This window comes from Paenibacillus andongensis (assembly GCF_025369935.1).
GTDB classification, from domain to species: Bacteria; Bacillota; Bacilli; order Paenibacillales; family NBRC-103111; genus Paenibacillus_E; species Paenibacillus_E andongensis.
On the sequence record NZ_CP104467.1, the window covers coordinates 6,723,027 to 6,736,656 of the forward strand.

General features: G+C 47.0%; 13 protein-coding genes. 4 read left to right on the forward strand and 9 right to left on the reverse strand.

Translation table 11 applies throughout. From position 1 onward, the window contains the following. Positions 1–190: 190 nt before the first annotated feature. Entirely contained in the window at positions 191–883 is a 693-nt protein-coding gene (locus tag NYR53_RS30040) for a polysaccharide deacetylase family protein (protein ID WP_261302703.1), read from the forward strand. Positions 884–931: 48 nt separating this feature from the next. Beyond that, the gene (locus NYR53_RS30045) at positions 932–1,858 is read left to right on the forward strand and encodes a polysaccharide deacetylase family protein (RefSeq protein ID WP_261302704.1); all 927 of its coding nucleotides are present in this window, start codon (positions 932–934) and stop codon (positions 1,856–1,858) included. A 20-nt stretch (positions 1,859–1,878) separates the two neighbouring features. Here the strand turns inward: NYR53_RS30045 and NYR53_RS30050 are convergent, their stop codons facing one another. Then, on the reverse strand, positions 1,879–2,709 hold the full coding sequence (locus NYR53_RS30050; protein WP_261302705.1) for a C40 family peptidase: 831 nt from the start codon (positions 2,707–2,709) through the stop codon (positions 1,879–1,881). A gap of 150 nt (positions 2,710–2,859) precedes the next feature. Next, complete coding sequence (locus NYR53_RS30055; protein ID WP_261302706.1) at positions 2,860–4,062, reverse strand: WD40/YVTN/BNR-like repeat-containing protein; 1,203 nt, start codon at positions 4,060–4,062, stop codon at positions 2,860–2,862. Between the two features lie 270 nt (positions 4,063–4,332). Between NYR53_RS30055 and NYR53_RS30060 the strand changes: the two genes are divergently transcribed. Together NYR53_RS30060 and NYR53_RS30065 are read left to right on the forward strand one after the other, a co-directional pair. Beyond that, entirely contained in the window at positions 4,333–5,343 is a 1,011-nt protein-coding gene (locus NYR53_RS30060) for a M23 family metallopeptidase (protein ID WP_261302707.1), read from the forward strand. Beyond that, complete coding sequence (locus tag NYR53_RS30065) at positions 5,343–5,789, forward strand: bactofilin family protein (protein ID WP_261302708.1); 447 nt, start codon at positions 5,343–5,345, stop codon at positions 5,787–5,789. Before NYR53_RS30060 ends, NYR53_RS30065 begins: the two co-directional genes overlap by 1 nt. 474 nt (positions 5,790–6,263) lie before the next feature. Here NYR53_RS30065 and NYR53_RS30070 read toward each other — a convergent pair whose 3' ends face one another. The 7 genes from NYR53_RS30070 to NYR53_RS30100 form a co-directional block, all read right to left on the reverse strand. Continuing rightward, the gene (locus tag NYR53_RS30070) at positions 6,264–6,932 is read right to left on the reverse strand and encodes a DUF559 domain-containing protein (protein WP_261302709.1); all 669 of its coding nucleotides are present in this window, start codon (positions 6,930–6,932) and stop codon (positions 6,264–6,266) included. A 250-nt stretch (positions 6,933–7,182) separates the two neighbouring features. Beyond that, positions 7,183–8,751 (reverse strand): leucyl aminopeptidase family protein, encoded by a 1,569-nt coding sequence (locus NYR53_RS30075; RefSeq protein WP_261302710.1) that lies wholly within the window; start codon positions 8,749–8,751, stop codon positions 7,183–7,185. After that, on the reverse strand, positions 8,748–9,647 hold the full coding sequence (locus NYR53_RS30080; protein ID WP_261302711.1) for a metallophosphoesterase family protein: 900 nt from the start codon (positions 9,645–9,647) through the stop codon (positions 8,748–8,750). Before NYR53_RS30080 ends, NYR53_RS30075 begins: the two co-directional genes overlap by 4 nt. Positions 9,648–9,720: 73 nt before the next feature. Further along, positions 9,721–10,677 (reverse strand): carbohydrate kinase family protein, encoded by a 957-nt coding sequence (locus NYR53_RS30085; protein ID WP_261302712.1) that lies wholly within the window; start codon positions 10,675–10,677, stop codon positions 9,721–9,723. Between the two features lie 31 nt (positions 10,678–10,708). After that, on the reverse strand, positions 10,709–11,728 hold the full coding sequence (locus tag NYR53_RS30090; RefSeq protein ID WP_261302713.1) for a LacI family DNA-binding transcriptional regulator: 1,020 nt from the start codon (positions 11,726–11,728) through the stop codon (positions 10,709–10,711). A gap of 43 nt (positions 11,729–11,771) precedes the next feature. Continuing rightward, positions 11,772–12,659: a CehA/McbA family metallohydrolase domain-containing protein gene (locus tag NYR53_RS30095; RefSeq protein ID WP_261302714.1), complete on the reverse strand. Its 888-nt coding sequence runs from the start codon at positions 12,657–12,659 to the stop codon at positions 11,772–11,774. Positions 12,660–12,683: 24 nt separating this feature from the next. After that, the gene (locus NYR53_RS30100) at positions 12,684–13,595 is read right to left on the reverse strand and encodes a carbohydrate ABC transporter permease (RefSeq protein WP_261302715.1); all 912 of its coding nucleotides are present in this window, start codon (positions 13,593–13,595) and stop codon (positions 12,684–12,686) included. Positions 13,596–13,630 lie beyond the last annotated feature (35 nt).

The window sequence follows — 13,630 nt, forward strand, 5'->3', positions numbered from 1 at the left end:
AAGATGACGCAAAAAGACATGTTGCCTCCGCAACATGTCTTTTTTTGCTCAAAATCACCATAAAAGCTGAATCGTTCCAATTTTATATTGAATTGGATTGGGTTAATTGGAGATTATAATTTTGTCACCTACTTGTATAAAGGAGAACACCATGAGAATATTCTTGATTTTGTGTAGTTGTCTATTTTTGATGCAGCCTGCTGTTAATGCTAGTTCTGCTCCTAAGAAAGATCGAGCTTATTACGAGACACGCGGAGAAATCGTTTGGGAAGTAAACACCGATGAAAAAGTCATTGCACTAACATTCGACGATGGTCCTCACCCTGAGTACACAGCTCAAATCCTGGAACTGCTCAAACAATACGAGGCTAAAGCCACTTTTTTCGTTGTTGGTAATAAAGTAAAACTTTATCCTGACGTTCTAAATCAAACTATACGAGAGGGCCATGAGATAGCTAATCATACCTATAGCCACGCTTATCTAAGCAAAAAAAACAACATGAAAAAAGAAATTAATCAAACAGAGGAACTTATCCATGACACAACAGGAAAGCGGTGCCTATTATTTCGCCCACCTGGCGGTTTTTATAACGAGCGGCTTGTAGCTACTGTCCGAGCAGAAGGCTATAAGATGATTATGTGGAGTTGGCAATTGGATACAAAGGATTGGAGTACACCAGGGGTCAACAAAATTGTAGATCGCGTATTAAAGAATGCGAAGAACGGAAATATTGTGTTATTTCATGACTATATTGAAGGTCCTACACAGACCATAGCAGCCTTGAAGATCATTTTGCCAGAATTAAAAAATAGGGGTTATCAGTTAGTTACCGTTTCACAACTACTAAACTATAACAAAGCTCTCCCAGCAAAAATTCATTAGACATTGAGTGTTCTAACTAAAAAGAAAGTTGAAATGGAGTGCTTTGCGATGGCATATTTTAAGCTGCGTTATTGTTTGATACTTTGTGCCCTGCCTGTTTTGTTCGGATTCACGGCATCCGCTGGCGACTCCGTCATGACCGAGATCATGAATGAAGCTCCGAAGAAGCGAATATTACCTATTTCCGCCAGAATAGATCGTGTTGAGGGCGCTATCCCTGGTTACAATGGTCTGGAAGTCGATATTCAAAAGACATACGAAATGAACAAGAATAATCTTGGCGGCAGATCTATTCATTATGTTTATAAGGAAATACCTCCTGAGATTCATCTTAATCAGTTGGGAGCAGCCCCTATTTATCGCGGCAACCCTCAAAAACCTATGGTTTCGTTCATGATTAATGTTGCCTGGGGAAATGAGTATCTCCCTCTGATTCTCGATACATTGGATAAGCATCAGGTGAAAACAACTTTCTTCCTGGACGGATCTTGGCTTAAAAAGAATCTGACCACGGCCAAACAAATCCTAAGCCGCGGCCATGAATTATCCAATCATGCTTATTCTCATAAAAGCATGAGTCAATTAAGCAATAGCCAAGCTTACCAAGAAATCTCGAAAACCGAGAAACTGCTCTCTCAAGAACTGCAAGTAAAAAATCGATGGTTTGCTCCGCCGTCGGGTGATTTCGATAAAGAGACGGTTGAAGTTGCTCATAGTATGAAGCTGAATACGGTGCTGTGGACGTTAGATACGATAGATTGGAGAAATCCAAGCCCGCAATCCATTGTTCAAAAAATACATACAAAAGTGGATAAAGGATTCTTAATCCTCATGCATCCTACTCGATCAGCAAGTAAAGCCTTGGACGGCATGATTACCGCTGCCAAGAATAAAGGATTGCATGTAGGGACTGTAAGTGATGTATTATCTACAAATCGGGTTCCCGTTGGTGAGCAGTACTTTGGGACCGAATGACAAGAAAGGCTTTGGTGGTGTTACAGAACACGCTTAGCCTGGACAAAGCGCTCTTTCCAAGAACCATTCAGTTCAGATATCGTGACTCCAATACCCGGGCGGAAGGTATGCAGCATAAGGCCGTTACCTAAGAACACTGCAACATGTCCGATACGGTCGATGCCGCTTTTATTTTTTCTTTTGGGCGTGGTGAAAAACACGAGATCACCCTCACGTAGTTGATCGATAGTTACCTCTGTACCAAGTTGACTCTGCTGCCTTGAATCTCGCGGCAGCGACACCCCTTGACTGATAAAGATGTATTTCAAGAAGGATGAACAGTCGAAAGAGTCGGTTTGGTCCGACTTGGCTCCATATACATAGGGGGTTCCAAGGAAGTCAAATCCTTTCACAATGAGATGGTCGGCTTTGCGTTTCCAACTTGGCTCCTTTTGATCCGAATGGGCAAGCTGTTCAAAATGTGCGACGACTTTAGCTATTTCGGCAGCGGATACCTTTACATTCTTCGCATTTGGGACTGGCTCATCTCCATCCCAAGTCTGATCTTGTGTGAGAACGCTCTCATTCTCCTTCACGGAAGGCGCGCTGTTATCAGGAGTTGACCTTTGCTCCGACTTTCTCACTTCAGCCTTTGGTTTCGCTGAAGGTTCCGCCACTTTGGTAGCCGTATCTTTATAGGTAGTGGCATCCTGTCCTGATAACTGAATAGGAGGAGCTGCTACCCATTTATTGGCGTGAGCATTCGAGAATGCAGCCGATAATTCCATGTTTTCAGGGTTTTTAATGGTAAAACCGATTAGTACCAGAAAAGCAATGACTAGAGCGGCTATCGCATATTTTTTGGCAAGCATCTATGGTCTCCTCTTGATCAGCAAGTTTACCTATAACATTCTGAGGCAGACGACAAGGTTAGGGGGTATAGTGGTTGGAATTTCATGGAAAATTAAACAGTGAAGAAGCCTTTCCGTCAGCAGATCTCATCTCCCGGAAAGGCTTCTTCGTCATTTCGGTGAATCAAACGTATGCACCTTGTTCCAACTGATACCACCGCTAGCCGTAGTATACATCACGCTTGGCTGCTCATTGTCATTCGTGATGAGCCAGCCTTGATTTGCATCTGCCATAGCCAGCAGCAGCTCACCAAAGCCTGTGAACAACTCCTTGCCGTTCACCCAGGTCTTGCCGCCGTCCTTCGTCCACCCGACGGAGTTCGGCTTGTCGCAGCTCGGGCACTGCCCGCCCATATAAGCAACGTCTGGACTCACAACGTAGAGAGGACCGGGCTTCGCGCCCGTGTTCTTCGGTCCCGTGGTCTCACCCGCAGGGAAACCAGGGGCTGGTCCGCCTCCGGCGGTGCTGTTTGCGAGAACCGTCAGCCAGTTCTTCCCGCCGTCTTTCGTGTGGAACAACGAATACGAGGTTTGGGTCATCCCGGATTCGCCAATTAACTCAACCCATGCATCGTTTACACCCGCAGAACGAATAACGACACCCGTTAGGGAAGCTGCTGTTTTACGTGACATCACTTTATTCCATGTCTTGCCGCCATCCTGTGTTCGCTGGACTTCTATAGTATCCTTGACTTGTCTTACAGCCCATCCATTATTTGCATCATGGAAATAGGTGTCCCCCTTTGTTCCCTCAGGTACTGGCAAGGAAGTCCATTTCACTCCTCCATCCACGGTGTGTGCATTTCCGCTAAAGGCTTCCGTCTTCGATACAAAATGAAGAAACGCCTGATTCGGTACTTTACCTACGGATGTCCAGTGCTGGCCTCCATCCTTCGTACTAAGCAGTTTACCTTCATCACCGACTGCTGCCCACGCATCTTGATTATTCAGAGCGAACAACTGCTTAATGTCGCCTGTCCCCTCATATTGAACCTTCCATTTCACGCCGCCATCATCCGTCCGTGCGATCCAACCTTTGCCGCCGATCCAGCCGGATTTGGCATCAGCCAGCCTTACCGCTGTTACCCCGTTCATAGATACCTTCGATAGTGTTTCATTACCTTTATTGGGAACAGCGGTGGAACCAGGGGCTGGCGTCTCAGCCGCAGCTGTCGGTTGTGGCGCGATCGTTGCACTAGGTGTCGGTGAATTTGAAGCATTCACTGTTCCGCTTGCTGTTCCGGAAGATTTACACCCTGTAAGAGCGAATAATGTTATTGCCAAAAGCGTGATCGTTTTTCTCAACATCATCATAACTCCCTTCCTTTCTAATCCTTCTTCGTTCAACCTTTTAGACGTAACTTTCATTGAAAAAGTTGAGCCCCTAAACATATTTCTGATTGGCAGATTTAGTATGTCCCATAGCATATAGTGCTTATGTTGGCAGCACTTAAGTAACACTTAAGCTACACGAATGACCGATATCCCTTTCCAGCAAAATAATAAATTAGGCATGACTCATCCCATTGACGAATACAATCGAATCAAGGAGGGGGACATTGTTACGGAAAGGAAGAGGATCGGTTGAAATTCATCTGGGGTAAAAAAGAACTCACCTTAATGATCATTCCGGGCGCCAACCACCGAACCGTAAGATTCAAGCTTCCGCACAGCAGTCTGTATATTGTGCCGAGCTTGATCCTGCTCGTGTTGATTGGATTTTTTGTCACGATTTACTTAATGAATATCTACTCCCATCAAACGAGAACCAACATGCAGCAAACGTTCGATGGACAAGAACGCCAACTGGTTAATCAAATTACACTTAAAAATAGCGAACTGGAACAGCTTCAAACCAATTTGATTGACTTATCCCAGCAAGCGAATGAATTTAAGGTGAAGTTAGAAGAAATTAAGAAATTGGATCATGTTATTCAGTTAATGAGCCAGACAGAAGGAACAAACCGGACAAGCAAAAAGATTTCTATGGAGAGTACAGAATCTCCGAGTGGCGTAAGCTCTGACATGGGTGGCAGCGAGGTCCCTGTTACTTCGCAGGAAGTAACTTCTTTGGTCAGCAGCACCAAACAAGGACTAACTTCATTAGTTGGTGATATTAACGCCCTTCTTGTGAATTTGAGCGAATCCGAAGCCAGGTTGGAAGAAGCCGAGCGTCTACGCAGCATTACGCCGACACTTTGGCCAACGGTGACCCACCTTATTACATCAGGGTTCGGTATACGAAGAGATCCTTTTACGCTTAAACCGACCATGCATGCTGGGATTGACCTCGATGGTGAGATCAATGACCCCGTATATGCTACTGCTGCAGGTAAAGTCGTAGAAGCGAGCTTTGACAACGAGCATGGTAATCATATTATTATCGATCATTCTCGAGGGTTACAAACGGAGTACATGCATCTGAATAAAATCCTCGTCAAACGCGGAGAATCAGTAACGAAAGGTCAAAAGATCGGCCTACTCGGCTCCACAGGACGAAGCACGGGCTCCCATCTGCATTATGAAGTTCATAAGAACGGCGTCCAGATTGACCCCTTCCCTTATCTCATTACCAATAGAAAGGATGAACCCTAATGCTTGGGAGCTCAAAGACGAAGCCAATTGATGCGAAAACAACCGACACATTGATCGGGGCCAGTACAATTTGCGAGGGTAAAATTATGTCCGAAGCCAGCCTTCGCATTGAAGGCCAGATGAACGGCGACATTGAGTGTGCAGGCGACATCACCATTGGTGAGAACGCGGTCGTACAGTCCAACATCCAGGCACGCGATGTCATCGTTGCCGGCAAAGTGAAAGGCAATATTCAGACCAAAGGCAAGCTCATCGTGACCAGCTCCGGCGTGCTGGTTGGCAATATCGATGTCCGCTCCTTCATTATTCAGGAAGGCGGCATTTTTCAAGGAAGTAGTGCGATGAACCTCGCAGCTGTGAATGAAAAAGGAAATGGCAAAGTCATCGATGCCAAAGCACATAAACAGCAGAAGAATGAGCAGCAGGCTGCTTCTGGCGGGAACTGAGTCATTGGAAGTAAGCAAAATAGAGACTGCCTATGATCTGGCCTTTTTGGCCAGGTTGTGGGTAGTCTTTATTTTGTTCTGTGCAATGACGCCATACCTCCTCTCGCTCCTAAAACGGCAAAAGTGGAGTCTGTGGAGCTCTTTGACATCCGCGAAGCCTCGAACTTTACAAAACCTGCATAGCCTACAGGCTTTACGAATGATTTCCCTCTCTGACAAGCTTCGAGGTAGTCTTATTTTGTCCCCTTATTGATTTTATTCGTCAGGCGAATAGAAGCTGCAGCTAACAAAGCCTGCATAAGTGCAGACTTTTCAATCGAATCCGATTATTAGTAAGGAATCCCTGCAAATATACAGTAATATTGCAACACTTCTGCTTGAACTTGAGAAGTAGCCGCGAAAAAGTGTATTTTTGCAGGGATTGTATCTACCAAGCTAAATAAGAGGTAAAAAGGATGTATAATCGCATCCATTCTACAATAGCTGAACTGCGCTTCGTTGAAGTTCGTATCGCACAATGTTTTTGCCTGTTGCCCCTGTGACTGCGGAAAACCACCCCTTCGTACAGAGCGACTGCAGCGTTCGAACGACAGTTCGGTGATTGATACCTAAATGAGTCACTACATCAATAGGCCGCAACGGACGAGCGAGTCTGCAGGCGAGACGAACGATTTCCCTCTCCGACACGCTGCTCGAACTGGCGGGAGATGATAGCGACTGATAGCGACTAAGCAGCATCCGCAGTAACGTGGTGCATAGCTCTGGACGATGAGCGACGTCATCATAGGCAAAAGATATGATCTGGAAACCCATAGCGGATAGAAAAGTTTCACGGTTCAGCTCGTTGCAGTATTTTTGTCTGTCCATATCCCGAACATGCGAACCGAAACCTTTGATTTCGATGATCAGTTTTACAGTTTGCGTCAGCCAGGCGAAATCACAGAAATAGGATAGGCCGCGCCAATCGAGTACTTCGAATTCCGGATGTAAATCGTCGAAATTTCCTAGGAGAGGCCACCATATGTTCCTGCAAAATAATATCTCGGCTTCCCGGTGTCCCCGCTCCAAGCGGCCTCTTCGTTCTCCCGTTCGCCTCTGTAAATGGTTCTGAATAAAATAAGCATGTGACTTCTCAAACGTCATCTTCAACCTCCCCTCACAAATGAAAAAAAGAACGACCCAGCTCCATCTGTTGAGGAATGGAGCGGGACGTTCTTCGTCTCGTTGATACTATTATAATGCGAAACGGATCGTTTAACCAGTACATGATTGGATAATTATTCCTGGTTTGAGGAGCGGTGCAGTCGGCCAAGGAAGGAGAGCTTTCTGATGCTGCGAGTGTTCGTGTTGCTTATCTGCAAATATTAATCGCATGAATGAGGAGATAACGGCACTAAATCAAACGGCTATCCCCTTCGGAAATCACGTTTTCACTGGACGTTCGATTTCTTACAAATTGCGCGAGCAAGCGGGCCCCGTAACCGGTCGCGCCGACCGAGAGCCAGCCTTGAGCAGACGATACTTCCTTCAAAGACGCCATATCGATATGAGCCCAACGCAGCGATGGCTGGACGAACTTACGCAAAAATAAAGCTGCCGTCGTAGCTCCTGCTTCACCTACCCTGCTGATGTTGCAGATATCCGCATAATCACTGTGCAGGTAAGCCTCGTATTCATCCACAAGCGGGAGCTGCCACACTTTTTCACTTACCTGCTTACCGGCTTGTGTGATCTCAGCCACCAAAGTGTCCTGCCCCCATATCCCTGCATACTTGGAACCCAAAGCGGCTCCGCAAGAATAGGTCAAGGTCGCAATATCAACAGCTTCCACTGCCCCAAGGCGATGGGCATGAATCAAGGCGTCGGCTAGCACCAAGCGGCCTTCCGAATCCGTATTGCCCACTTGAACCGATACGTCGTTCGGATATTGCAGTACCTCGCCAGGCAGCAATGCCTCTCCGTCCGGCATGTTTTCGGCAGCAGCAATCAGCACAACAATGTTTGCCCTCACGTCCCCAGCAGCAAGAATATCAAGAGCACCTATCACAGCTGCCGCCCCTGCCATATCCATTCGCATATCGCTGATATCGAAGTCTTTCTTCAGACTGATACCGCCTGTATCAAAAGTAATTCCTTTGCCAATTAGAGCCGTAAGCGGCAATGCCTCATCAGTACAATAGCGTAGCTCTAATAACGCTGGAGGATACTTGCTGCCTTTGCCCACGGCGATCAAGCCGACCATACCTTGCTGCTCAAGACGCTCCCCTTCATAAACGACAGCCTCGACCTTTGTGCCAGCAAAATGTTCCACAGTCTTCTCGATAAGCGTCTTCGGACGCAGCATATTGGGAGGCTCGTTCGCGAGATTGCGGGCTAGAATCGCCCCCTCTGCATAGATGTTTCCCCATCGTACCGCTTCGTTCAACACTTCGAATCTTGCTTTCTCTTCCTTTTCTACATCCGCTCCTGCTCCTACTTCCGCTTCCGATCCTACATCTGCTCCAGTAAAGAACTGCAAGCTTACCTCCGCAGGCTTGGTCTGTTGCGTTCGATATACCTCGAACGTATAAGTGCCAAGCTTCCAGCCCTCCACCCAAGCGGTAACGGCCTCCGCTTCGCTCATAGCAACCGCATGCTCAAAGCGCTTCAGCAGCTCGCCCAAGTTTATGCCTACTCGCTCTTTCTTGTGCTTATGAATCGCACGTCCTGCATTCCCCGCTGCCTCGCGGATTCGTTCCGTATCCAGGCGTGAGGCTTCTCCACAACCGACCAGCAGCGCATCACGCTCTCCAATACGGCCATGAAGCCAAGTCAGCGCTCCTCGTTCTCCCATATGCGGCAGAAGTGAATAGGCTTGCAGCCATGAAGGTAGGCGTGTTGCTCCGATCTCTTCGATGTCGTCCGAGCAGATCGGAACAATGAGAGTCTCGGCAGCATTTTCTCCACCAACCGTAAATGTCATCTTAAGAGACCTCCATCTTCTAGCCTCTGCCATGTATCAAAGGAATGCCTTCCTTCTTCCAGACGAATGACGCGGGCGCCCCGAGGTAAATCTCCATAAGTGTTATAGCCTGTCACGCGGCCAAAACATAACCGAATATCATGCAGCGTACCACAGTAATCATTGTCATGATCATGTCCGACAAAGGTTCCCATCACATCGCCCATTTCCACCATTGCTGCGAATAATCCGCTGTTAAGTTTGGGACAACATACCTCTTCGTGCTTGATACCGCTCACTTTCCCCAGTTGCCATACATCGTTGTATTCAGGAAGCGGGATATGGAAAAACGCTAGTCCAGGCTGTATAGCCCCGCTCCGCTGACGGAGCGCAAGCGACTGCTGCTTATACCAATGCACCTGATCCGCGGCAATCCATGCGTAACCGCCGACCGATTCTGGCGCCATCGCGCCGGAATCTAGAAAATAAAGCACAGCAGCCGGATTCTCGGATGCCACGCTTTGAATCGTAAGCATGTTTTTGCCAACGCCGCTGAGATCGACTGGTCCTGCTTGCGAGTAGCAAGTGTTATGCTCAATCGCGATCGCCATCAGTTCCTCACGAGTCACATTCTCCTCCGCATCGTGATTACCGAATACGTGCGTCCAGGGTAAGCCAGACTCAACTGCTGGAGCAATAGCTCTTCGAAAGGATGCTGAAGGGTCAGATACGCCGTAACTAGAAATCAGATCGCCCGTATACACGATGAGATCCGGCTTCTCCTCCGCCAGCACCGCTCTGACTAAAGCGAGCGTCCGCAAATCCTCTTCATTGTCCCTATCGCCTCCAATATGCAAGTCCGTGAACTGTACAATGGTAAATGTCCCGTCCTCCCGAAACCTTAGATCGTCCGCCATTCATCCATGCCCCTTTCTTATCGCAGCTAATAATGTCTGAGTAAGCTGCTGAGATTTCAGCGACAAGTCGTCATTATCCCACCTCAGAATGGTCGGATGCCTGTTGTTTATTTTGCCTAATAAAAGCTTCCAGCCCTTCCCGATCCGGGGTGCCGGTGCTGCCGCCATAAGCTCCGACTGACATGGCTCCGCAAACGTTGCCATATAACAGGCAAGTCTCGACATTCAGCCCTGTTAAGAACCCGTATATGTAACCAGCATTAAACGAATCTCCTGCTCCTGTCGTATCTACGGCTTTGACCGAGAATCCGGGGGAAGACGTTTGCAAACCGTCTTTCATCGTTACGGCTCCTTGCGGTCCGAGCTTGACTACGACATGCTTGCAGAAGCCAGACATATAGCTTAAGCTGTCATCTATGTGTTCGAAGCCCGTATAATGGTGCGCCTCGGTTTCGTTCATCAGAAAGACATCGACATAACGCATCAATTCAAATACCCCGGAATACCATTCCCCGGTATCATCCCACCCTACATCGCAAGAAAGTGTGACTCCCATCTCTTTCAACTTTTTGGCCATAGCGACGAACTCGTCATGGTTGCGTCGCCCTCTATAACCGGTTACGTGGACATGTCTGCCTAAAGCGACTTGAGCTAAATCCAGCTCGCTTACTTGCATCTCCGCGTTTGATCCTGCATAGGTAATGAAAGAACGATCCTGTTCCGGATTAATCGCTATCGTTATGCCAGTTCGACTCGTTTGGCTCGTTAGAATCAGATTGGTATCGATACCATATTGTTCAAACTGTTCCCGGATATAATGACCGTAGCCATCATCTCCAAGAACACCGTTAAATGCCACATGCAGCCCTAGCTTGGCTAAGGAGATCGTGAATAGAGCCGCCCCTCCGCCTACATGCAGCAGCATATCTTCAACAAAAATTTCCTGCCCAGGCAGAGGAATCTGATTACAGCCCACCACTACTAAATCAATATTGGCATCGCCGATGACAACCGCATCAAATTTGTTCATTCCGCACTCCCTCTCCCGCTCCGTTCTCTGTCTATCCCTCAGTTTGAAGGGCCCTGCAGCTGTCGCGCACGACAAGTTTATGTCCCAAGATCAAATCTTCCCTCGGACTGAATGTAGGATCTGAAATTAATTCAATCAGCGTATCCACCGTAATTTTCCCCATGTCCTGAATAGGCTGCTCCATGGAGGACAAACGCGGACGAACGAGCTCTGTCAGTTGGCTTCCATCAAACCCGATGATCGATATATCGTCTGGAACTTTTAGCTGATGGTCATGAATGCAGTTCATAGCCCCAACCGCCATATCGTCACTCACTGCAAATAAAGCGGTAGGACGAGGCTCACAGGCAAGTAGTTCTTTCATCAGATTGTATCCGCTCTGCGTCTTGTAGTCGCCGAACCGGATATAATCATTCACAATCCTGACCCGCTGATCTTTGAGTGCGTTCCGATAGCCTACATAACGGTTCTGCCCTGAGGTGACGTCTCTCATATCCCCGCCAATAAAGGCAATTCGCTCATGTCCGAGCTCAATTAAATAACGGGTCGCATCATAGGCTGCCTCGTAATCATCGATAATGACAGAAACGAACTTATGATCTACAGGTCTTACACTTGAAAAGATGACTGGAATATCCAATTTATTAATAAAACTGCGAATGTCATCGCTTAATTTCTCATGCATAATAATAATGCCGTCTACACGCATCTCTTTAAACACATTCAAATATTTTAGCTCTTTATCCGTATCCTCGATAATGTTGCAGACCAGCAGGTTGTAATCATTCAAGCTCGCCGTTTCCTCGATACTGCTCAAAATAGTGGAATAAAAGCTGGAAGTCAGATCGGGAACAATGACGCCAATCAGGTTCGTTTTCTTCCGTACCAAACTCCTCGCGATGTGGCTCGGGGCATAACCAAGCTCCTCAATCACGCGTTTCACTTTGGCCTTCAGATCGTCCTTCACGTATTTTTCTCCGTTCAACACTCTGGAAACTGTGGTTACGGATACTCCCGCTTTCTTGGCTACATCTTTAATTTTGGGCGCCATGATTATCATCCTTCCTTGCTTGCAGCATGAACATTTTCCTCTATTATTCGACAAAAATCGGCTGAGCGAACGCCCCGAATCCACCTTCCAAGTAGACGGCAATTCGGATATAACCTTCATCCCCCTTGACCGTATACTTCACCTGTTTGATTCTTCCTGTTTCCTCATGAAGGATACGGCCATCTTTACCGATCAACGTCACATATTTATACATTTTATCATATAATGGGCTCGACCGAAGATCATAAATAATTTGACCATCTTTTATCTGAATGCCATCAAATCCATAGCCTGTAGAAACATAAAAGCTGCCTTCGCGCATCGCTGAAAGAATAGCCTCATTCGTATTTTCCTGCGCCAATACCATATTCCAGGCCCGCTTCTCCTGCCCGTAGACGTGTGAGTCATCATTTCCGAAGCCCCATACCCTGCGTCCTGCGGACAATAGGTAATCCCATTTATCAAAAGCGATGTCATACTCCGGATTTCCATCCCCATTCACAACCTCAATGCCATTGTACCGCTGCATACTGAGCATATCCTCATGCCGCCAATAATGGGAGAAAAAACGATTCGGATGGGCCAGTATAGATAAGCCGCCGTTTTCTATGCAAATATCGGACAGTCTTTGATAATTGGGTATCGAAAATTCATTAGAGTAGCCATCCATGAGAAATCTCGGAGGATGGACAAGCAGCATATGCGTTTGCGAACTGCTCACTTCAATGGCTTCAAATACAGTCCCTATCGTATGCTCGCCCTCATGCTCGGTAATCAGATCATGATCGGATATGCCAAGAAAATCATAATCATGATACATGCGGTACACAGTTGAAAGCGGATGATGCCCATCACTATTGGTCGTGTGGTTATGAAAGCTGCCTCGCAGCCAGATGCCTTGTTTGTCATAAGGGTTTGTTATTGCAGTCACTTACAACCTCTCCTTTTTAGCCGTTTATTCTTTGACCGATCCAATCATCGCACCCTTGGCAAAATATTTCTGAATAAAGGGGTAGGCAGCAATAATGGGTGCCACAACCACGATGATCGTCGCCATCTTCAAGGAATCTCCCGTAAGCTGCATACGTTCGAGCATTTGAAATTGCGTCGTACCGGCGGCCTGCATCAGGGATTCCCGAATCGCATCCTGTTTGGTCAACATCTCCTGCAGCAGGGTAGATAAAGGTCTAAGCGAAGCGGTTCGGACAAAAAATGCCCCTGTGAACCAATCGTTCCAATGAGTCACTGCTGTGAACAAAGAGATCGTTGCCAGCACAGGCTTACTGAGCGGCATGATAATCCGCATAAAAATACCAAAGTCGCTGCAGCCATCCAGCTTTGCCGACTCCTCCAGACTGACGCTAATTTGTTGAAAAAACGTCCGCATGATGATTAAATTCCACGCACTGTATAATCCAGGAAGGACATAGACCCAGATCGTATTGGTCAAATGCAGACTTTTGAGCAGCATGTAATAAGGAATTATGCCGCCAGAGAACAACATCGTAAAAAAGACCATAAGCGTAAAAAATCGTACGCCCGGCATCGTCTTGCTTTTTAGCGTATAAGCAGCCATAGCTGATAGAAACACGCCTGCAATGGTGCCTAGAGCCGTACGAAATATGGAAATGGCAAATGCTTTGCCGATATTAGCCGATGTAAACACTTCACGATAATTTTCTAGCGTCCATACGCGGGGCCAGAAATAGATTCCTCCTCTTTCCGCATCCTTGCCGGCGTTAAAGGAAAGTGCCAGTATATTCAGAAAAGGCAATATGATGGATAGGCACAGGAGGATAATGAGTGCATAATTAACGAACTTGAATATTTTTTCACCTGCTGAGAGCTTATAAAATTCATTTCCCACGTTAATCTCTCCCCATACTAAGAGGTGCGCTCCCG